The organism is Streptomyces acidicola (genome assembly GCF_009377235.1).
GTDB lineage: Bacteria > Actinomycetota > Actinomycetes > Streptomycetales > Streptomycetaceae > Streptomyces > Streptomyces acidicola.
The window spans coordinates 1-18,675 of the sequence record NZ_VMNX01000184.1 but is presented as its reverse complement, the minus strand read 5'-3'; the positions used below and the strand labels follow the sequence as shown (position 1 = coordinate 18,675).

19 protein-coding genes and 5 pseudogenes are annotated in these 18,675 nt (G+C 67.2%); 13 read left to right on the top strand and 11 right to left on the bottom strand.

Annotated features, from left to right (window positions below; genetic code table 11):
- Nucleotides 1-538: 538 nt before the first annotated feature.
- Nucleotides 539-802, bottom strand: coding sequence for a hypothetical protein (locus tag FPZ41_RS47450; RefSeq protein ID WP_194236303.1), 264 nt, complete (start codon nt 800-802; stop codon nt 539-541).
- On the bottom strand, nt 799-1,335 hold the full coding sequence (locus tag FPZ41_RS47445) for a hypothetical protein (RefSeq protein ID WP_194236302.1): 537 nt from the start codon (nt 1,333-1,335) through the stop codon (nt 799-801). The genes FPZ41_RS47450 and FPZ41_RS47445 overlap by 4 nt, the downstream gene beginning before the upstream one ends.
- 3 nt (nt 1,336-1,338) lie before the next feature.
- On the opposite strand from FPZ41_RS47445, the gene FPZ41_RS47440 reads away from it, so the two are divergent.
- On the top strand, nt 1,339-1,605 hold the full coding sequence (locus FPZ41_RS47440; protein WP_194236301.1) for a hypothetical protein: 267 nt from the start codon (nt 1,339-1,341) through the stop codon (nt 1,603-1,605).
- Nucleotides 1,606-1,841: 236 nt separating this feature from the next.
- On the opposite strand, the gene FPZ41_RS33920 is transcribed toward FPZ41_RS47440, so the two are convergent.
- Both FPZ41_RS33920 and FPZ41_RS47435 read right to left on the bottom strand, forming a co-directional pair.
- Nucleotides 1,842-2,792, bottom strand: coding sequence for a right-handed parallel beta-helix repeat-containing protein (locus tag FPZ41_RS33920; RefSeq protein ID WP_152867427.1), 951 nt, complete (start codon nt 2,790-2,792; stop codon nt 1,842-1,844).
- A gap of 430 nt (nt 2,793-3,222) precedes the next feature.
- Nucleotides 3,223-3,369, bottom strand: a complete 147-nt coding sequence (locus FPZ41_RS47435; RefSeq protein ID WP_194236300.1) for a hypothetical protein — start codon at nt 3,367-3,369, stop codon at nt 3,223-3,225.
- Nucleotides 3,370-3,674: 305 nt separating this feature from the next.
- Between FPZ41_RS47435 and FPZ41_RS48870 the strand changes: the two are divergent.
- Nucleotides 3,675-3,764: pseudogene (locus FPZ41_RS48870) on the top strand (ATPase); the annotation flags it as partial.
- 213 nt (nt 3,765-3,977) lie between these two features.
- Here the strand turns inward: FPZ41_RS48870 and FPZ41_RS33915 are convergent.
- Complete coding sequence (locus tag FPZ41_RS33915; protein ID WP_152867426.1) at nt 3,978-4,418, bottom strand: MarR family winged helix-turn-helix transcriptional regulator; 441 nt, start codon at nt 4,416-4,418, stop codon at nt 3,978-3,980.
- Between the two features lie 70 nt (nt 4,419-4,488).
- Between FPZ41_RS33915 and FPZ41_RS33910 the strand changes: the two genes are divergently transcribed.
- Nucleotides 4,489-4,863: a cupin domain-containing protein gene (locus FPZ41_RS33910; RefSeq protein ID WP_152867425.1), complete on the top strand. Its 375-nt coding sequence runs from the start codon at nt 4,489-4,491 to the stop codon at nt 4,861-4,863.
- A 33-nt stretch (nt 4,864-4,896) separates the two neighbouring features.
- Here FPZ41_RS33910 and FPZ41_RS33905 read toward each other — a convergent pair.
- Nucleotides 4,897-6,018: pseudogene (locus FPZ41_RS33905) on the bottom strand (IS630 family transposase).
- A gap of 92 nt (nt 6,019-6,110) precedes the next feature.
- Between FPZ41_RS33905 and FPZ41_RS33900 the strand changes: the two are divergent.
- Nucleotides 6,111-6,946 (top strand): IS5 family transposase gene (locus tag FPZ41_RS33900; protein ID WP_228023159.1). Its coding sequence is split into 2 segments (ribosomal slippage): nt 6,111-6,486 and nt 6,486-6,946, totalling 837 coding nucleotides; the frame shifts between segments, so codons are not numbered across the junction.
- Between the two features lie 35 nt (nt 6,947-6,981).
- Here the strand turns inward: FPZ41_RS33900 and FPZ41_RS33895 are convergent.
- Nucleotides 6,982-7,461: a CGNR zinc finger domain-containing protein gene (locus FPZ41_RS33895; RefSeq protein ID WP_152867424.1), complete on the bottom strand. Its 480-nt coding sequence runs from the start codon at nt 7,459-7,461 to the stop codon at nt 6,982-6,984.
- 106 nt (nt 7,462-7,567) lie between these two features.
- Between FPZ41_RS33895 and FPZ41_RS33890 the strand changes: the two genes are divergently transcribed.
- Nucleotides 7,568-8,434, top strand: coding sequence for an alpha/beta fold hydrolase (locus FPZ41_RS33890; RefSeq protein ID WP_152867423.1), 867 nt, complete (start codon nt 7,568-7,570; stop codon nt 8,432-8,434).
- Nucleotides 8,435-8,496: 62 nt separating this feature from the next.
- On the opposite strand, the gene FPZ41_RS33885 is transcribed toward FPZ41_RS33890, so the two are convergent.
- Both FPZ41_RS33885 and FPZ41_RS33880 read right to left on the bottom strand, forming a co-directional pair.
- Nucleotides 8,497-10,044 (bottom strand): ISL3 family transposase, encoded by a 1,548-nt coding sequence (locus FPZ41_RS33885; RefSeq protein WP_322621069.1) that lies wholly within the window; start codon nt 10,042-10,044, stop codon nt 8,497-8,499.
- A 160-nt stretch (nt 10,045-10,204) separates the two neighbouring features.
- Complete coding sequence (locus tag FPZ41_RS33880) at nt 10,205-10,837, bottom strand: TetR/AcrR family transcriptional regulator (protein WP_152867422.1); 633 nt, start codon at nt 10,835-10,837, stop codon at nt 10,205-10,207.
- A 73-nt stretch (nt 10,838-10,910) separates the two neighbouring features.
- Here FPZ41_RS33880 and FPZ41_RS33875 point away from each other — a divergent pair, with 73 nt between their 5' ends.
- Nucleotides 10,911-11,870, top strand: coding sequence for an NADP-dependent oxidoreductase (locus FPZ41_RS33875; protein WP_152867421.1), 960 nt, complete (start codon nt 10,911-10,913; stop codon nt 11,868-11,870).
- Here the strand turns inward: FPZ41_RS33875 and FPZ41_RS33870 are convergent.
- On the bottom strand, nt 11,854-12,216 hold the full coding sequence (locus FPZ41_RS33870) for a transposase (protein ID WP_407698855.1): 363 nt from the start codon (nt 12,214-12,216) through the stop codon (nt 11,854-11,856). The two genes, FPZ41_RS33875 and FPZ41_RS33870, sit on opposite strands and share 17 nt — an antisense overlap.
- On the opposite strand from FPZ41_RS33870, the pseudogene FPZ41_RS33865 reads away from it, so the two are divergent.
- Both FPZ41_RS33865 and FPZ41_RS33860 read left to right on the top strand, forming a co-directional pair.
- A pseudogene (locus FPZ41_RS33865) lies at nt 12,176-12,558 on the top strand (IS30 family transposase); the annotation flags it as partial. The gene FPZ41_RS33870 and the pseudogene FPZ41_RS33865 sit on opposite strands and share 41 nt — an antisense overlap.
- The gene (locus FPZ41_RS33860; RefSeq protein ID WP_152867420.1) at nt 12,542-12,871 is read left to right on the top strand and encodes an integrase core domain-containing protein; all 330 of its coding nucleotides are present in this window, start codon (nt 12,542-12,544) and stop codon (nt 12,869-12,871) included. The pseudogene FPZ41_RS33865 and the gene FPZ41_RS33860, both read left to right, overlap by 17 nt.
- 24 nt (nt 12,872-12,895) lie before the next feature.
- Here the strand turns inward: FPZ41_RS33860 and FPZ41_RS33855 are convergent, their stop codons facing one another.
- Entirely contained in the window at nt 12,896-13,897 is a 1,002-nt protein-coding gene (locus tag FPZ41_RS33855; protein ID WP_322621066.1) for an AraC family transcriptional regulator, read from the bottom strand.
- Nucleotides 13,898-14,057: 160 nt separating this feature from the next.
- Here FPZ41_RS33855 and FPZ41_RS33850 point away from each other — a divergent pair, with 160 nt between their 5' ends.
- The 5 genes and pseudogenes from FPZ41_RS33850 to FPZ41_RS49995 all read left to right on the top strand — a co-directional run.
- The gene (locus FPZ41_RS33850; protein ID WP_152867418.1) at nt 14,058-14,450 is read left to right on the top strand and encodes an ester cyclase; all 393 of its coding nucleotides are present in this window, start codon (nt 14,058-14,060) and stop codon (nt 14,448-14,450) included.
- Nucleotides 14,443-15,540, top strand: a complete 1,098-nt coding sequence (locus tag FPZ41_RS33845) for a Gfo/Idh/MocA family protein (RefSeq protein ID WP_322621065.1) — start codon at nt 14,443-14,445, stop codon at nt 15,538-15,540. Before FPZ41_RS33850 ends, FPZ41_RS33845 begins: the two co-directional genes overlap by 8 nt.
- 268 nt (nt 15,541-15,808) lie before the next feature.
- Entirely contained in the window at nt 15,809-16,552 is a 744-nt protein-coding gene (locus FPZ41_RS33840; protein WP_322621068.1) for an SDR family NAD(P)-dependent oxidoreductase, read from the top strand.
- Between the two features lie 261 nt (nt 16,553-16,813).
- A pseudogene (locus tag FPZ41_RS33835) lies at nt 16,814-17,475 on the top strand (IS5 family transposase); the annotation flags it as partial.
- A 250-nt stretch (nt 17,476-17,725) separates the two neighbouring features.
- Nucleotides 17,726-18,553, top strand: a pseudogene (locus FPZ41_RS49995) (NADP-dependent oxidoreductase); the annotation flags it as partial.
- Between the last annotated feature and the right edge of the window lie 122 nt (nt 18,554-18,675).

The window sequence follows — 18,675 nt, the reverse complement described above, 5'->3', positions numbered from 1 at the left end:
TCCTTCAAAGACTTGGTCGTCTTGAAAGATCAGCCGGTGGCCGTTCGTCTATGCGGGCCTCATCCCGACGCTGGAGCAAACCCCCAGATCAGGTCAAAACCCGTACACCACTTCTCGGGACTCAACCCGGACCGCCCGGACCGACGGGAGGGAAAACTCTATGAGACTGCGTAAGTTCCTACCCATCGCGGCTCTCGGTTCTATCCTCATCACCGGGAGCCTCACGGCTCCAGTGCAGGCAGCGGACCAGGACGTGGTAAGCGAGAAGAGCAGTTCCTCGTGTGCCACACCGAAAGTCGCACCTGCCAAGGCCGTCGAGAAAAGGGCGATGTCTGGTGACGCCTCGACAGCCGCTTGCAGTCCTGGGGAAGCCTGGCGCTTCTGGGGTGAGTACTTCTGGGGCAGCGACTGCGCTGCAGCTGGCAACAGGGGCAGGGACGCGGGGCAGTGGACCAGGTACCAGTGCACATGCAGCAGCGCCTTCGCTTACTACCAGCTCTGGGTGCTCTGACACGGCAGCTGTAGTTCTTGCAGTCCCTCAGTGCGCTGCTCTCAGGTGGGTGCGCCGTGCAGTGACCAAGTCGTGCCAGCGCCGCCGGGTGGGGTGTCCGCCGTCGATCCATCGCGCTCGTGAGGGCTCTTCGAGGGGCATGCCCGCCATGAAGTGGGCGATGTCCACGTAGTAGGCGTACGTGCCGTCTCGGGTCTGTGAGCGGAGCCGGGCGATGGTGGCCGTGAGCGCGTCGTGGTCGTCGAGGACGGCCTGGTGGAAGGCGCAGGCGAGTTCGAGGGTGGGTGTCATGGAGGTGAGGCCCGCGACCCGAGTTCGGTGCGCAGGGCGCGGGCGCGGTCGTCGGTGGTGGGGGTGCCGGCGTCGCGGATCAGGGTGGCGATGGCGGCTTTGATCGTTGTGGCGCGTGGGTCCAGGCCAGTGAGGAGCTGGTGGGCCAGCTCGAGTTCGTCGTCGGCCTGGCGGGGATCGAGGAAGGCGAGGGCGAGGGCGCGCAGGGCTTGATTGTGCGCGGCCTCGCCCGATTTGGCGTGCTGCTCGGCTTCGAGGCCGCCGGCGAGGTAGGCGGCGGCCGCGCGGGCCGGCTCGCCTTGGGCCCACCGCACATCGCCCAGCACCCGCTGGTGGCGTCCTTCCCAGCCCAGGCTCTGGGCGGCGGCGAGGGTGGTGGGGAAGTCTCCAGCCAGACGGGAGGCCTGGGCAAGGCCGCGGCGGGCGGCGGGCGCCAGTCGGCCGCCGCCTTCGACGACCTGCTGGTAGCCGTGGCGTGAGTCCTCGTTGTGTCCGATGTCGCGGTGTGCTTTGGCCCGGTAGTAGAGGGCCATGTGGTGCAGGTCGTCAGGGAGCAGTCGGCTGTCGATGACTGTGGTGAGCCGGGCCGCGGTGCGGGAGCGGTGTTCGTGCTGGCGGCGGGCGAGGGTGCTGAGGAGTTCGACCAGGGCGTCGGCGGCGGTGTCCAGGTCCGGGTTGTCGGTGTCGGGTGGGGCGAGGGGTTCCCATACGGAGTCGCTGACGTAGGTCCAGGCGGCGGGGGTGAGCCAGTCGAGGTCCAGGCGGTGGTCGCGGGCCAGGCGCAGGCAGGCGACCAGCAGTAGCCGGCCGGGGCCGTCGGTGTTCTGGTGCTGCTCACCCAGGGCGGTGAAGGCGCGCTGGGCGGCCTGCTGCCAGTCGGTGTCGGTCCAGCGGTCGTTCGGTAGTGTCGTCGGCGTTGCGGACGGCGGAGCGGATCAGGCCGTGGAGGTGGAACGGCCACAGGCCGAAGGGAGAGTCGTAGACGAAGGGCCGTTCGGTCGGGCGGACTGCTTGCGTCCGACGGCGCGGCTCTTCGGGGTCAGGCCTTTGTGTTCCCGGTCTCCGTGGGGATCGCGGCGGGGCAAGAGGTCCTGCCTTCGTCTGCGCCACTCGTGACGATGATGCCGGGTTTCGTCTCGTCGGACATGCTGCTGTAGGTGTTGTTCGTGACCGTGTTCCGGGCGCCGCAGGCGAAGCTCCCGTCCGAGGCGTGCACCCAGTACGAGACCATGGCGTTCGTTCCTGACCGGCGGAACTGGTTGTGGTCGATGAGGTTGTCGCTGCTGCTGCGCCGCAGGCGCACCGGGTCACCGGTGATGCCCTGGAAGGTGCTGTTCTTCACGGTGTTGTGGTGGCTTCGTTCGGCGATGTAGACGCCGTGCATGCAGCCGGGGCATTCGTTGGCGACGTTCTTCAGGTAGAGGAAGGAGACGTTGTCCACGATGTTGTACGACGAGCCTGCGTTCATGTGGATCCCGGCGTATCCGTCTCCGGTGCCGGCGTAGGCGTTGCCGATGAAACTGAACTGAGTTCCGGTGAAGGTGTTCCGGTCGTTCTTCAACAGCACGCCGCCGGTCCGGTAGTACTGGATGATCAGCCGCTTCATGTGGATGCGCGGCCCGTCGGCTGCGACCTTGAGGAAGTAGTCGAGGTGTCTTGCCCCGTTGGTCCCCTTGATCACCGGCGCGGTGCTGCCGCCCACCCGCGTGAAGGTGATCGACTTCTGCTTGTACGCCTTGCCCACCGAGAAGCTCGCCCCGGGCCGGTAGGTGCCCCCGAAGATCCGTACCGTGGTCAGTTTCGTGTTGTTCCTGACGCGCTTCAACGCCTCCCCGATGGTGCGTATCGGCTGGCTCTTCGTGCCGGGGGCCGAATTGCTTCCTGTGGTGCTCACGTAGACGCTGGTGGGTGCCGCGCTGGCGGGGGTGGCGGTGACGAGGCTTGCCGTGCTGACGGCGGCCATGAGGCCGGCGATCGCGAACTTCCGCATGCTGTCTGCTCCTTCGCGTGGATCCGTATCGGGCTACGGGACATGACCGCCCGGGACGGGCGGGCGGGCCGATCCTGCGGGCGGCGGCCCCGCCCGGCAAGGAGAACGGCAGAATCCCCATTCGTCCCACAGGCTGAAGGGCGGAATGCGGACACGGCAGATGTGCGCCTCTGGCCCATTCTGAGTGTTCGGTATTCCGGATGCTCTCGATGCGGCCTGCTCACCCGATGCGGCGCGGCACATGAGCTCCACAGGAAGAGTGGCCGGAAGATTCCTGGCTGTTTGAGATGGACCGGCGTACTCCTCGCGAAGGAAAGGCGACCGTTCTCTACACACGCGACAAGCGCCACAGCGGAAGTGGCCCCCAGCAGGCCACCAGCGGGCTGATCCGGCCCTGCAGAAAAGGCCTCTCGCCGGCCGGGGGTGTCGGTCAGAGATCGGTCGGCGGCAGGCTTCTCAAGGGCCGGACGGCTTGCGGGTGGCTGCGGCTTGTCCGGGTTGGTTCCAGAGCATCTGCGGCGATCAGCCGGCTGTTCTCGACCATCAGCCGCTGGTTGGCGTTGCGGAGTGCCTGCATGGCGGTCTCTGCTTGGCGGCTGCTTCGCATTTGTCGACGAGTTCGTCGGTCTGCTGGATCTCCCGGCACAGCAGCTCCAGGTTCGCCGAACTTCGTGAAGGGTCCGTTGCAGGGCGGCGTTCTGTTCCAGGAGCATGCGGTTCTCGATTTCGAGGGCCGCCTCCTTGTGGGCGCTCGCTGCTGCCGCCGCCCGTGGCTGATCTCCGCGTCGGAGAGGGCCTGGCGGCCGGGTCGGTCTTCATCAGCTGCCCGTAGTCCGGGTGGGTGGTGCCGGCCGCCTTGATCCGCCGTTCCGACCTGCGGCCTTCAACGGCACGATCATCGAGACCGGCACCGACTCCTACCGCCTCGCCAGCACCCGGGCCCGGGCAGCAGAGCCCGCCGCGGCCAGCTGACACCCGCAGGTCCCGGCTCGACGGCCAGCCGCCTTCACAGGCGGCGGGCGCGCCCGCCGATCTCCAGGTATTGCCCAAAGTGCCGGACAAACGCTGCTGCTGAAAGTTAACGAAGCCGGCTGGTCCAGTTCCTCGTAGAGTTCCACTTGGCCGGTTGCCCTGGCGGACGGTTCGTTCACGTGCCGGCGGTCTTCAGGGCGGTGGGCCATCGGCTCACCAGGCAGGGCGGATCGGCCCCGGCGGTGCAAGGAGTGTCAGGTCGGCGACGAGTTCGCTGAAGCGCGCCTCGCCCAGTACTTCTCGCCACGGTGCGACGGCAGCCCGGGCCGCTTGATCGGCGGCGCGCGTGGCGGCCCAGCCGGTCTCGGTCAGTCCCAGGAGGCGGGCGCGGGCATCGTGTGGGTGTGGATGCCGCTCCACGTACCCCTTTCGGACCAGCTCCTCGACCAGCTGGGCGGCGGCCTGCTTGGTCACCCCCAGGTGCTCGGCCAGGTCGGCAGTGGTGGCGCCGCCCACCGAGATGCGGGCGAAGGCGAAGCCATGTGCAGGTCGTAGGTCCTCGAATCCCTGCTGCGACACGTTGGCGTGGATTTCCTGCACCAGCTGTCCGGAGAGTGCCAGCACGAGTGCGGAGAAAACCAGTGCGTCGTCCATGGGCTTGACTATAACTCGTCAAGCCGCTTGTCTATCTAGACAAGAAACTTGTCTAGATGGAGGCTGGAGCATGCCGTTCATCCGCAGTGATGAGGCCGTCGTGCACGAGATTCACGGTGGCCGTTTCGTTTCCTACGTACGTCCGGGCACCGGCAGCCGGGACCTCGCCGCCTGGCGCGTCGAGATCCCGGCCGCAATGGTGGGGCCAACCCACACGATCAGCGATGAGGAGACCTTCTACGTCCTCTCCGGTCGCCTCCGACTCACCATCGACGGTGAGGGCGCCGAACTCGGCGCAGGTGACGCGGCAGTGGCACCTGCAGGCTCCGAACTGGCGGTCGCCAACACCACCGACCAGCCCGCCCACATGTGGGTCACCACACGTGTCGGGCTCACCGCCAAACTGGCTGACGGCAACACCATCACACCGCCCTGGGCTCACTAGTGTGCTGGTGACCGCGTAGGTTCGCCGGGTTCTTCAGGCTGCGGTGGCGAGGGGGCGTCCGCCCCGGCGGATGCCCTTTTCGCTTCGGATGCGGGCGCGTTCCTTCCGTTCGGCGGCCAGGACGTCGCGGTGACGGGCGTTGGCGTTGCGCCACCGCAGATAGCCGTGCAGTACCCGGGTCTGCACGGTGTGGTTGGGATGGTTGGAGTTGGCGATGGTGAACTGCCGCAGCGATCCGAAGTGGGCCTCGATGGGGTTCGCCCACGACGCGTAGGTCGGGGTGAAGCACAGCTCGACCTTGTTCTTCTTCGCCCAGCGGCGGATGCCGGTGCCCTTGTGGGCGGAGAGGTTGTCCAAGATCACGTAGATGGGGGCGCCGTCGGGCCGGCGGCGCGGGTGGACTTCAGCGCGGCCAGCGTGTTGGCGGCGCCCTTCTTGCACCTGTTGACACCCCATAGCCGGTCGTCGCCGACCGAGTAGCAGCCGTGGAAGTACCGCACGCCGTGGGTGCGGTGGTAGGTGGCGGGCAGCCGGTCGGGGCGTTTGCGCGCGGCCCAGCCCGAGCCTGCGGTGGGGCGGATGCCGAGCGGGCCGAACTCGTCGAAGGCGAAGACCCGGTCCGGGAAGCGGTCGAGGACTTCCTCGATCCGGTCCAGCTTTACCTCGCGTTCAGGGTCCGGGGATTCCTTCCAGGTCTTGGTGCGCTGGAAGGTGACGCCGCGGCGGGCGAGCAGGCAGCGTAATGCCTCGCGGTCGATGAGGATCATCCGGCCGTGGACTTTGCGCAGGTAGGCGACGAGTTTGCGCAGGGACCGGCGGGTGAAGGACTGGCCGAGCTTGGTGGGGCGGCTGGTGGCCGTCTGGATGACGAAGTCCTCGTCGTCAGGGCTGAGCAGGCGGGGACGGCCTCCCGCCCACTGAGGGTCCAGGCAGGCCAGGCCGATCTCGTCGAACCGATGAATCACATCGCGCACGGTGTCCTCATCGGCCTGCACCAGCTGGGCGGTCACCGGCACCCGGTTCCCGCCGGCCGAGGCCAGCAGCATCATCGCGCGCCGATAGCGCATCGAACTGGTGCTGCCCCGGCGCACGATCTGCTGCAGCTTCTGCCCTTCCAAGGCCGGTCAGTCTGCGCACACGGACGGGCTCGGCCACCGCGCCTCCAGCGGTCGGATCGGAGATCTGGCTCCGAGTCGTGCTCTTAGAGGTCCTAACAGAAGCTGTTGATCATGTGACTATCCGTTTGGATGGTCGTTGGTCTGGTCGTGGGAACACGTCCGTCGCGGCCGTGGATCGTGTCGGATGAACTGTGGTCGCTGATCGAGCCGTTGCTGCCCGGGCCGGGGCCGAAGCTGGTGGAGGGCCGGCCTCGGATACCGGACCGGCAGGCGTTGTGCGGGATCCTGTTCGTGCTGCATACCGGGATCCAGTGGGAGTACCTGCCCCAGGAACTGGGCTTCGGCTCGGGGATGACGTGCTGGCGGCGTCTGGCCGCGTGGAACGAGGCCGGTGTGTGGGACGAACTGCACCTGGTGCTGCTGAGGAAGTTGAGGGTGGCGAAGAAGCTGGACTGGTCGCGGGCGGTGATCGACTCCTCGCACGTGCGGGCCGCTCGGCGCGGCCCAAAAGCGGGCCCAGCCCGGTCGACCGCGCACGGCCGGGCAGCAAGCACCACGTCCTGACCGACGGCCAGGGCATCCCGCTTGCGGTGTCGCTGACCGGCGGCAACCGCAACGACGTCACACAACTCCTGCCCCTGATCGACAAGGTTCCGGCCGTGGCCGGCGTTGTGGGTCGGCCCCGGCGCAGGCTCGACGCACTCCTCGCCGACCGCGGCTACGACCACGACAAGTACCGCCGACTGCTCTGGGCACGCGGCATCCGCCCGGTCATCGCCGAACGAGGCCGGCCACACGGCTCCGGCCTTGGCATCTTCCGGTACGTGGTCGAGCGCACGATCGCCTGGCTGCACGGCTTCCGCCGACTGCGCATCCGGTGGGAACGACGCGACGACATCCACGAAGCCTTCCTCGGCCTCGCCACCTGCCTGATCACCCACCGCCACGTCCAACGCCTTTGTTAGGGCCTCTTAGCCGCGTACGGCGCGTGGGGGACGGGTCAGCGGGTGCGTTCGTAGTGGCGACGTGCTTTTTCGCGGTTGCCGCAGACGGCCATCGAGCACCAGCGGGCACGGTTGGCGCGGCTGCGGTCGAGCAGGAACAACCGGCACTCGTCGTTGGTGCAGGGGCGTAGCCGGCCGGGCATTTGCTTCTCGGTGGCGGCCCAGGCGAGAACCACCTCGACGGCCAGCCGGGCGTGCGGGGGAGTCTTAACCATCCACTGAAGACCATCCGAAGTGATCTCCGGGATCTGGTGGACCCCTTCGAGCAGCGGGCTCAACGCGGCGGGCGAGCTTTCTCCGCGCACTATGTCCTGCAGGATGTCCCGCGTCTCGCGCAGCAGCGCCAGTTCCGCGAGGCTGCCTTCACCGCCGTGCTCCCGCGCCCAGCGTCGTCCTCCGGCCGGGTCGCCGAGCGCGTCCCGTTCCTCGCCGTTGACCAGTGGCCTGCTGTTGAGCAGGTCCAGCAGCGTGTCCATCGGATGCCACTCTCCCTCTAACCAGAACGAGCCCTTTGACAGGTTAGCTCATTCCGTGCTTGCATGACGAGGAGCTAACCAGATCAAACATTCGAAGGGGTTAGAAATGAGCTCGATGCACCACCGGACCGCCACCGTCGACGGCCATGAGATCTTCTACCGGGAAGCCGGCCCCGCCGACGCCCCCGCGATCGTCCTGCTGCACGGCTACCCAACCAGCTCGTTCATGTTCCGCGAGCTCATCCCGCTGCTGGCCGACGACTACCACGTCATCGCGCCGGACCACCTCGGCTTCGGCCACTCCGACGCCCCCCTGGTAGGGGAGTTCACCTACACCTTCGACGCCCTCGCCGAACTCACCTCCGGACTGCTCGACCAACTGGACCTGGACCGCTACGCCCTCTACGTCCAGGATTACGGCGCCCCCATCGGGTGGCGCCTCGCGCTCAAGCACCCCGAACGGATCTCCGCCCTCGTCACCCAGAACGGCAACGGCTACGAGGACGGTTTCGTCGAGTCATTCTGGACCGACGTCTGGGCCTACGGAGCGAACCCCGGTCCCGACACCGAACCCGCCGTCCGCGCCGCGCTGAGCATCGACGCCATCCACTGGCAGTACACACACGGCGTGCCCAACCCGAGCCTGGTCAGCCCGGACACCTGGGAGCACGACTTCGCCCTCGTCTCCCGCGAGGGCAACGACGAGGTCCAGCTGGCACTGTTCCGCGACTACCAGAACAACCGAGCGCTCTACCCGCTGCTACACGAATTCCTGCGCACCAGCGAGGTCCCGGTGCTCGCCGTGTGGGGCCGCAATGACGAAATCTTCGGCCCGGCCGGCGCGCGAGCCTTCGCCCGCGACGCAAAGGACGCGGAGGTGCACCTGATCAACGGCGGTCACTTCCTGCTGGAGAGCCACCTGAACGTCGTCGCGGGTTACCTGCGCGGCTTCCTCGGGCGGGTGCTGGGATAAGTGGGGTCGGGGTGTCGGCTTACACGCGAACGTGGCTCTGGCAAGATTTTCGTAACCCGAGATCATCTCGGGAGGACGGTCGGCCGGTCGCATAGCGGCGGCGGAGGTGGGCGATCAGGACGACGCGGTGACGGAGGAGCGGGACGCCGGCGCGTCCGGCCATCAGGCGTTTCTGCAGCTTGACATCGGTGATGCGGCCTTCGTTGACCCCAGTGTTGTGAGGGGTTGTGATCCCCTGCGCGACAGCGTGCCGATCCTCGTGCAGGGCTCCGGCGAGACCGGCGAGAGGCCAGTCCGCTGTTTGAGAGGTTGTCGAGCCAGCCTTGCAGGGGTGTGGCATCACGATTGTCGACCATATCGGCGAACCGGCGGACCAGGTCGTGGGTGTGCCGGAGTTCGGAGCAGTGGTCGAGGAGTCGGGGCAGGCGGTCGTTGATGTGTGGGCTTCGGCGCCCTGGATGGGTAGTAATCCAGCGGGCGGCTTCGCGCGGGGAGGGCGGTCGCTCACGTGGCTCGTCCAGCGGCAGGCTCCTTCGCGGGGGTGCGACGGACATTTTCACGCACTGGTAGTGGCCGAGGTAGCCCTTGGTCTGCAGTTCCTCGTGCAGGATCTTCGCGCTGTGCTGTCCCTCGTCCCACCGTTGTTGCAGGTAGTCGAGGTAGGGGTCCAGGGTGGAGGGTTTGCGAGGCGGCCGGCACATCACTTCCTGCCAGCTGCGGGCCCGCGCGTATTTGCGTACCGCGCGACGGTCCAGGCCGAGTTCCCGGGCCACCGAGCTGTGGCTCCGACCAGTGCGGGTCAGTGCATGCACGGCGTCGAACAGCCTTCGGGCATGGCGCCCGGCTCGGGTATCCCCCGCGGTGTCCTCGGAGGTCTCCTCGACCGGTGCGGGATCGGATTCACTGGCCGGGGGCAGTGCTGCGGCCAGGCAGCCGCGGTCGGCGGAGGCGATGTAGTGAACGCGGCGGGAGAGCCCCTGCCAGAGGTGGAAACGGTCGCTGACCTGCACGGCGTCGGGAGCGCCAGCCGTGATGCCCTGCCGGTAGGTGAGCGAGCCGTCGCGACAGGCGACCTCGACACCGGGATGGGCACGGAGCCAGTGGCTGAGCTGTTCCGCGTCGCGTCCTTCCCACAGCGTCAGCGGCAGACGGGTCGTGGCATCGACCAGGATGGTGCCGTAGGTATCGCCGTAGAGCGCGAAGCCGTCCACCCCCAGCACCCGGGGTGCCACCAGCGGCGGAAGCGGCATCTGCATCAACTGCGACAGGACGGTGCACCGCGAGAGCGTGACGTTCAGGATCCGTAGCATTCGGGCGCCGCCCCGGCCGGCCAGCACCACACCGACGGCCTCTACCAGGTGCTGCAACAGCGGAGTGCGCCGCTGGTAGCGCACCGTCAGTCCGGGCACTTGCTCGGCGAAGGTCACCTTCGAGCAGGCCGGGTTTTCGCAGTACAGGTGGCGTACGGACAAGTCGATGCGCAGAGGCCGGCCTCCGAGCGAGACATCGGCGAGACACCGTACATAGCGGCTGTGACACCACGCACTGAGCTCGCCGCATCCCGTACATCCCGCTGGAACACCGGATCTCGTGCGGGCGTGGACTGCCACAACAGCATCGGAAACATCGGCCGAGAGCACCAGCACATTGGCCAACTGCGGTAACAAGCGTGATAGTTCAACAGAGCACAATTACAGGCTGCCCGCTATGCGGACCGGCCGACCGTCCTCCCGAGATGATCTCCGGCTACGAAAATCTTGCCAGAGCCATCTAAGTCCGTACGCCGACAGCTGGCCGGTCCGTGGCCCGGAGGCCGTCCATCAGGAGGTTCAGCAGGCGGTCGGCCTGAGCTTCGCGCTCGGGTCGGGGGGCCACGGTGAAGATGCCGATGAGGGCGGCGGCGATGTCTTCGGCGGTGACGTCGGAGCGGAGGTCGCCCGCCGCGCGGCCGGCGTCGAGCATCCTGGTGATGGCCGTCAGGAGCTCGGTCCGAGTCTGCGCATGGGCGATCTCACCCGACTCGATCATCGCGAGCAGCGTGTCGAGCATGCCGTTCTTGGTCGCGATCCAGTCCCCGAACAAGTCCATCCAGCGCCGCATTGCCGCAGCCGGGGCCAGCCGACCGAGCAGCTCGTGGGCGCCGGTTGTCAGGCGCACGACCTGGTCCCGGTAGACCGCGTCGACCAGTGATTCGCGGGTCGGGAAGTGCCGGTAGAGCGTGGCGATGCCGACCCCGGCCTCGCGGGCGATCGCGCGCATCGACGGCTCGGCGTCCGCCGAGGCGAACACGCGAGTCGCCACCGCGAGCAGCTGGTCACGATTGCGGGCCGCGTCCGCCCGTGGCGCGCGTATCTCCGCGTCAGTCGAAACGGAACGCGCTCCGTTTGTGTTACGGTCATCCATATAAACGGAGCATAGTCCGTTTCAGTGCGTCCGCGCGTCCACTGCGTACGCAGGTCCAAGGAGACAGAGGAACATGCAGGAACAGAGCAATCAGACGCCGACGGGTCGCAGCAGGGCGGTCCAGCTCGATGCATTCGGCGGCCCCGACGTCCTTGACGTCCGCGAGGTTCCCGCACCGCAGGCCGGCCCGGGACAGGTCCGTGTGCGGGTCACCGCGGCCGGTCTGAATCCGATGGACTGGTTCATGACCGCTGACGCGGACACCGCCGCCCGGTTCGGCCTGACCCTGCCGGTCGGCTTCGGGACCGACTACGCGGGAGTGGTCGACCAGGTCGGCGACGGGGTGAGCGGCTTCACGTCCGGCGACCGGGCGTTCGGGGGCGCCCTGTCCCGCGCGGTCGCCGACTTCGTGGTGGTCAACTCATCCGGGGACACCGCGGCGAACGAGGCCCACCACACGCCCGACGGCGTCGACGACCGCATCGCCGCCACCCTCACGATCGCGGGCCGGACGGCATCCGCCGCCCTCGCCGCGATCAACCCCGGTCCGGACGACACCGTGCTGATCGGCGGCGCCGGAGGCGGGGTCGGGGTGTTCGCCGTCCAGCTCGCCCGGATCGCCGGAGCGCGCGTGATCGGGACGGGATCGCCGTCCTCGGCCGACTACCTGCGCGAACTCGGAGCCGAACCGGTCGTCTACAGCGACGGCCTGGCCGACCGGGTCCGTGCCCTCGCTCCCGACGGCGTCACCGCCGCCATGGACCTGCACGGAGAAGAGACCGCGCACGTCGCACGGGAACTCGGCGTCCCGGACAAGCGGATCTGCACCATCGCAGCACAGATCGACGGCGTGACGGCGGCCAACGGCGCGAACGCGGCTCCCGGCACCCTGGAAGAGATCGCGCGCCTGGTTGCGGCGGGTCGACTCCGCGTGCCTATCGAGGCGAGTTTCGCGATCGAGGAGATCCGCCGCGCGGTCGAGCTCCAGGCCGGCCGGCGCGTGAAGGGCAAGGTCGTCATCGACCTCTACTGATCTTTTCGTAAGTTCGGTGGGTGTAATGGGTGGATGGTGAGGCCGGTGTGGTGGAGGAAGGACCACGGCAGTTGCTGGTTGTGGTTGATGCGGTGGATGCCTTGTTCAGTGGCGTCGGCGACATCCGCGAGGTGGTCGCCGGCGAGGTTGCAAGGTCGCGTTTCTTGAGTGACGACCACAGCAGTTCCACCGGATTCAGCTCAGGAACGTAGGCGGGTAATCGTTCCAGAGTCAGCCAGTGAACCGTTCCGGGTTCGATAGGGACTCGATCATTTGAGAGGGCCGTGTTCAGGTGTACGCCGACAGGTCTGGGAGCTGAGGCCGTCAAGGACGCGATCGCCGCCACGATCACCACGCTGCCCGGACAGCTCCGTCGCTCGTTGACCTGGGACCGCGGCAAGGAACTGGCCCAGCATGCCCACCTCCGTATCGACACTGGGCTGCAGGTCTAATTCGCCGATCCGCACAGCCCTTGGCAACGTGGCACGAACGAGAACACGAACGGATTGCTGCGACAGTACTTTCCCAAGGGCACGGACCTGTCCCGGTGGCAGGCCGACGAACTCGAGGCCGTTGCCCTCGCTCTCAACAACCGTCCCCGCAAGTCCCTCGGATGGAAGACACCCGCCGAAGCCCTCAACGACCACCTACTCTGACTCAAGAAGCCGGTGTTGCAACGACCGATTGAGTCCGGGCAATACACATCATTTCGCCTCGCCGAACACCTGGACTCGGCCCGGATCGCGGCCTCGATCGGGTCGGTCGGTGACGCTTACGACAACGCGCTCATGGAGTCGACGATCGGCCTGTTCAAGACCGAGGTCATCAAGCCGCAGCGGCCGTGGAAGACGCTGTCGCACGTCGAGGTCGCCACTGCCGAGTGGGTCGACTGGTACAACCACCGCCGACTCCACGGTGAGATAGGGCACATCCCACCCGTCGAATACGAAGCCAACTTCTACCGAGCAACCACGAATCCCCAGGTCACAGTCAACATCTGAGATCTCTATCCAACCCGGAACGGTTCAAGCGAGCAGGTCCTGGTCCGGCTCACTGCTGGCGGCGTGGTGCACGGTGTCACGGAATTGTTTGGGTGAGGTGCCGGTCACGCGGCGGAACGCGGTGCTGAACGCGCTCTCGGATTCGTAGCCGGTGGCGAAGGCGAGTTCGGAGATTGACCGGGTATTGCGGCGCAGGGCGTCGCGGGCCAGGCTCATTCGCCACTGGATCAGGTATTCCAGTGGTGCGGTTCCGGTCTGCTTCTTGAAGGAGGCGGCGAATGCCGAACGGGACATGCGGCTGATGTCGGCGAGCTCTTGCAGGGTCCATTTGTGTCCCAGATCGGCGTGCATGGCGCGCAGTGCGGCTCCGATGCCGTTGTCGTTGAGTGCTCTCAGCCAGCCGGCGGGCCGGTCGGTTTGCTCGGCGTGGGCGCGCAGCACCTGAACGAACAGGATCTGCGCGAGATGGTCCATGACCAGAGAGCGGCCGACGGCGTTGCTCTCCACCTCGCTGTTGAGCAGCTCGGTCACATGCGCGAGCAGCACGCTGCGCGGGTCGGTGGCCCGGACGTGGACGAGCCGCGGCAGGATATCGATCAGTATCGAGGCGTTGGGCTCGTCGAAGTAGAAGTACCCGCCGCACAGGTAGGTGTCTTCCTCGGTCTCGGAGCCGATGCGCGCCACCCCGTTCGTGGCGGTCTTCCACAACGTTTCCGCCGGCTGCGGTTGCGCGGTGAGGGTGCTGGCCATCCGATAGGACGGCGGGTTGCCCAGGAGGTAGAAGTCGCCCTCGCGCAGGTGCACGGGCTCGCGCCCATCCAGGGCCAGCCAGCATTCCCCGCGGACGACGCCGCCGATTTTGACGTGAGGGAAGGCATCGAACCGCAACGCCCACGGTTGTGCGGCGCGCAGGGCCGGGTCGACCACGGTGCGGGGCCGCAGCAGGCCGATGGCGCTGGCGATCGGGTCGCTGGACCCGAGCGGAGCACCGGTCGTGGACGATGCGTAAGGAAGTTTGGACTCCACATTATGGATTGTAGCAATCCGCTCTCGCACTATTGATCCAGCGGGCAAGCGGATTTCACGTCGTCTGGCCCGTTACCAAAGGATTTCGTTCGAGCGTACCCGCGTAGAACGAATAAAAAGCATTGGGCTTCCGTTCCCGGGGGCCGAAAGAAGGGTCATGATGTCTGCCAACGACCTGCGCACGTTCTACCAGCGCTACATAGACATGCTCAACGCCCACGAACTGCACCGCGTGGACGAGTTCATCAGCGATGAAATCACCTACTACGGCGATCCGGCGACTCGTGCCCAGGCCCACGCCGCACTGACCGCCGAGATCGAGGCGGTGCCGGACTTCCACTGGGAGCTTGAGGACCTCAAGGTCGACGGAGACACTATCGCCGCCCGGCTGACCAACACGGGCACGCCCGTGAAGGAGTATCTCGGCGTGGCTCCCACCGGCGCCTCGTTCGAAATCGTGGAGTACGCCATCTACCGGGTCCGCGACGGACGGTTCGTGCACATGACCAACCTGCACGATGCCGAGACGCTCAAGCAGCAGCTGCGTGCCTGACCTCCGCCGGCCGATCGGAGTCGGCATCGTCGGCCTGAGCGCGCGGGGAGGCTGGGCGGCCGGCGCCCACCTGCCCGCGCTGGCGGCCGTCAACGGAATGGAGCTGCTCGCGCTGGCGGTGAGCTCACCGGCTTCGGCGCATGCCGCTGGAGCGATGTACAACGTGCCTGCGTACACCTCGATCGAGGAGCTCGCCGGCGACGACAACGTCGACCTCGTCGTGGTCGCCGTCAAAGTGCCCCGGCATCGCGAGATCGTGCTGCCCGCGCTCGAAGCGGGCGTGCCAGTGCTCACCGAATGGCCGCTCGCGGTCGACCTGGCCGAGGCCGAGGAGATGCAGCATGCCGCCGGAAGGACACGTACCTTCGTCGGCCTGCAGGGGCGCTCCTCGCCCACCTTCCGCTGGCTGACCGACCTGGTCTCCCAGGGGTTTGTGGGAGAGGTGCTCTCCGCCACCGTGGTGGCCTCCTCGACCGAATGGGGCACCCCGGTGTCGCAGCGGCAGGTCTACGCACTCGACCGTCAGCTCGGGGCCACGATGCTGACCATCGCCTTCGGGCATGCGATCGACCTGGTGTCGATGGTCGTCGGGGAGCTTCAGGACGTGGTCGCCACGACCGCGACCCGGCGCCCCCAGGTCCCTCTGGGCACCACCGGGCAAGTGGTCCCGATGACCGCCGAAGACCAGATCGCGGTCTCCGGCACGGTGAAGGGCGGGGCAATCCTGTCCGTCCACCACCGTGGGGGCGCGGCGTCGGGTGCGGGATTCTCGCTGGTCATCGACGGCACGCAAGGACGACTCGAAGTCACCGGCACCGAGTTCCCGCACATCGGGCCGGTCACGGTGCACGGCACACGCAACGGCAGCCAGCCTGCCCGGCTCACGCCGCCCAGCGGCCACGACCGCTATCCCGACCTGGCCGGAACCGTGAGCCACACGCTGGCCCACGCCTACGCCGCCATCCGCCACGACCTCATCCACGGCACGGCCCTGGCTCCGGACTTCGCCCACGCCGTCAGGCGCCACCGGCTCCTGGACGCGATTCAGCGCTCCGCCGCCACGGGGCAACGAACCACCACCCGCCTCTGACAGACGAAACGGCGCCGGGTCGCACAACAGGCGACCCGGCCCGCCACTCACGGCCAGCTCCTCCTTGAGCCGGGCCAAACAAGATACCCCCGCACAGCGCCATGCGCCTGCTTGAAGGCCTCGGCCGAGACAGCAACAGGACACGCCACGCACCGCGGGCGGGACGCCCGTTCCTCCTAGACCCCAACCGCCGCGGAGCGCAGCCGCGTTGGTGCGACAGAGCCCGTCGATGCAATCGCATCGTACAAAGAAGAAGATGGAGACCCCAGTGGGACAGCTCGACCACAAGACCGCCCTCATCGCCGGTGCCACCTCCGGCATCGGACTCGCGGCAGCTCGCGCGCTCGCCGCCGAAGGGGCATACGTCTTCTTGACCGGCCGACGCGAGGAACGGCTGGAGGAGGCCGTGGCGGAGATAGGCGCGGACAGGGCGACGGGCATCACCGCCGACGTCACCGTCCTCTCCGACCTTGACCGCGTCATGACCATCATCAAGGAGAGCGGTCGCGGACTCGACATCCTCTACGCCAACGCGGGCGTCGGCAGCGTCGGCTCCCTGGGCGAGATCACCTGGGAGGAGTTCATGTCCACGTTCAACACCAACGTCGGCGGCATGGTGTTCACCGTCCAAAAGGCGCTGCCGCTGCTCACGAAGGGTTCCTCGGTGATCCTTTGCGGCTCCTCCATCGATGTGAAGGCCGCCCCCGGCATGGGCGTCTATGCCGCAACCAAGGCCGCCGTCCGATCCCTGGGCCGCACCTGGGCCGCGGAACTCGTCAACCTGGGCATCCGCGTCAACGTCCTCGCTCCTGGAGCCACCAAGACGGCCGCTCTCGCCGAACTCACCGGCGACCCCGCAGCACTGATGGAGAGCCTGACCACGGCCACCCCCATGAACCGCATCGCCACACCCGAGGAGACCGCCAACGTCGTGGTCTTCCTCGCCTCGGACAACAGCAGCTTCATGACCGGATCAGAGATCTACGTCGACGGCGGCCACAGCCAGCTCTGAGGCTCATGAGCTAAAAGAGTGTTTTGTCCTGGGAGCGGTGTTTGGTGGCTCTTTGGGCGTCAGGTCGATTCAAGATTGCCGGGGTCAGGGATATTTCGTGTGTCAGGTGATGCCGTTGACGACATGTGCAGGCCCTTTTCGGCCTGCTCGCTCCTGTCTGATCCCAAGGCGCCCCTGATGAACCCCTTTTGCACCCTGTCGATGCGAGGGTCTCGACGGTAGTACCGAAACACGACGCGACAGCGGCCGTACCCCAGTGATCTGTCCGATGCCCGCTGGGAGTTGGTTGAGCCCGCCCTGACCGCCTGGCGGGCCGCGCGCAGGGGAAAGGGCCTGGATATCGGGCGCCCGCCCCAGCATGACCTGCGCCGGATCATGGACGCCATCCTGTATGTCGACCGGACCGGGATCCCTTGGCGCTACCTGCCGCACGACTTCGCACCGTGGGAGACCGTCTACGGGTACTTCGCCGCGTGGCAGAAGGACGGTGTCTTCCACCAGCTCAACGGCATCCTTCGCCAGTTGGTGCGCCAGGCCGAAAGCCGCAATGCCGAGCCGAGCGCCTGCGTGCTCAATGTTCAGAGCGTCAAGACCTCCGCGAACGTGCCGGCTTCTGGGCAGGGAATCGACGCAGGGAAGAAGATCGCAGGCCGCAAGCGTCACCTCGGCGTCGACACTCTCGGCCTGCTCCTCGCCGTCTGGGTCACCGCGGCCAGCGTCTCCGACAACGTCGGCGGCATCCACCTGCTGTCCCGGATCGCCACCCAAACCCGCAGGTCAGAAAGGCCTGGACGGACACCGGGTACCGCACCAGAGCCATCGATCACGGCGCACGTCTCGGTATCGACGTCGAAGCCGTCCGCCGGGATCCGGCCGCGAAGGGATTCAAGGTGATCCCGCGGCGGTGGGTCGTCGAGCGGACTTTGTGCGCCACGAGGCGCTTTGTTTGTATCCCCGGTTCAACCGGGAGGAACTCGGAAGGAGGTTCCTGGGCCCGATGACTTACCTGGATCCGAAAGGTGAAGGGGACAACAGCATGTCAGGAAACCAGTGACCGGGTCCAGTTGTCAGGGATGGGGTACTGGGTGGCCCGCGCGATATGGCGAAGACTGGATTGTTTGAAGCCCAATCTCCAGAAGATGCAAGTTCCCATCCGCCGGAAAGACAACTGAAACCGGCGTTGCTCCCTCTGACTGCGGCCTGCGCTCAGGGCAGTTCCCCGACATGATGCCGGTGCGTCTGCCGCACGTACTCAGCGTGGACGCCGCGGGGGTCGTCGACGAGGTCGGCGCGGGGGTCGATGATGTCCGGCCGGGCGACGCGGTCTTCGGCATCGTTTCCCTCGCCGAGCTCGGGCAGCTCGGCGGCGCCAACGCCGAGTACGCCGTGCTGTCCGCCTGGGCCCTGAAGCCGAATGCCCTGAGCTGGGAGCAGGCCGGCGGCGTCGCCGCGAACGTGGAGATCGCCGCGCGTGCTCTCGATCTGTTGAAGGTCGGGGCGGGCAGCACCCTGCTAATCGAGGGCGCGGCCGGGGTGGGCACGCTCGCCGTCCAGCTTGCGGTGGCCCGCGGCGCGACGGTCATCGGCACCGCTGGCCCGCACAATCATGACTTTCTCGCCGATCTCGGAGCGGAACCGACGACCTACGGTCCCGGGCTGCCAGAGCGGGTAGGTGTCCTGGCATCCGACGGAGTGGACCTCGTCCTGGACTGTGTCGGGTCCGGTTCACTGCCCGACCTGGTGGACCTCGCCGGCACCGCGGAGCGGGTAGTGACCCTCGCCGACATGAACGCCGCTGAGCACGGGGCCCATCTGACCCGTTCTGCGGGCCCCGGCGCAGACCCGCAGGCGCTCGACGGGCTCACCACCGCTGCAGCCCTCGCCGAGGAGGGCCGCTTCACTGTGCCGCTCGCGGGCGTCTTCACCCTGGAGAACGCCGCCGCGGCACACCGATCGAGCGAGACCGGCCATGCCCGGGGAAAGATTGTAGTCACTCTCTGAGAGGGTGTTTGATCTAGGTGGATTGCCCTTTATCTCCTAGTAGGTTCCTCGCCAGGTGGGTGTCGTCTCGTCCGTTATGCGCTTGGTGAGGTTGTCGATCGAGGCGACGTGGATCATTGCCT

Excerpts from the sequence above, each read along its gene's own strand:
- FPZ41_RS47450 (WP_194236303.1), bottom strand. The coding sequence starts at position 802 with ATGACACCCACCCTCGAACTCGCCTGCGCCTTCCACCAGGCCGTCCTC.
- FPZ41_RS47445 (WP_194236302.1), bottom strand. The coding sequence starts at position 1,335 with ATGGCCCTCTACTACCGGGCCAAAGCACACCGCGACATCGGACACAAC.
- FPZ41_RS33920 (WP_152867427.1), bottom strand. The coding sequence starts at position 2,792 with ATGCGGAAGTTCGCGATCGCCGGCCTCATGGCCGCCGTCAGCACGGCA.
- FPZ41_RS47435 (WP_194236300.1), bottom strand. The coding sequence starts at position 3,369 with ATGCAGGCACTCCGCAACGCCAACCAGCGGCTGATGGTCGAGAACAGC.
- FPZ41_RS33915 (WP_152867426.1), bottom strand. The coding sequence starts at position 4,418 with ATGGACGACGCACTGGTTTTCTCCGCACTCGTGCTGGCACTCTCCGGA.
- FPZ41_RS33910 (WP_152867425.1), top strand. The coding sequence starts at position 4,489 with ATGCCGTTCATCCGCAGTGATGAGGCCGTCGTGCACGAGATTCACGGT.
- FPZ41_RS33895 (WP_152867424.1), bottom strand. The coding sequence starts at position 7,461 with ATGGACACGCTGCTGGACCTGCTCAACAGCAGGCCACTGGTCAACGGC.
- FPZ41_RS33890 (WP_152867423.1), top strand. The coding sequence starts at position 7,568 with ATGAGCTCGATGCACCACCGGACCGCCACCGTCGACGGCCATGAGATC.
- FPZ41_RS33880 (WP_152867422.1), bottom strand. The coding sequence starts at position 10,837 with ATGGATGACCGTAACACAAACGGAGCGCGTTCCGTTTCGACTGACGCG.
- FPZ41_RS33875 (WP_152867421.1), top strand. The coding sequence starts at position 10,911 with ATGCAGGAACAGAGCAATCAGACGCCGACGGGTCGCAGCAGGGCGGTC.
- FPZ41_RS33850 (WP_152867418.1), top strand. The coding sequence starts at position 14,058 with ATGTCTGCCAACGACCTGCGCACGTTCTACCAGCGCTACATAGACATG.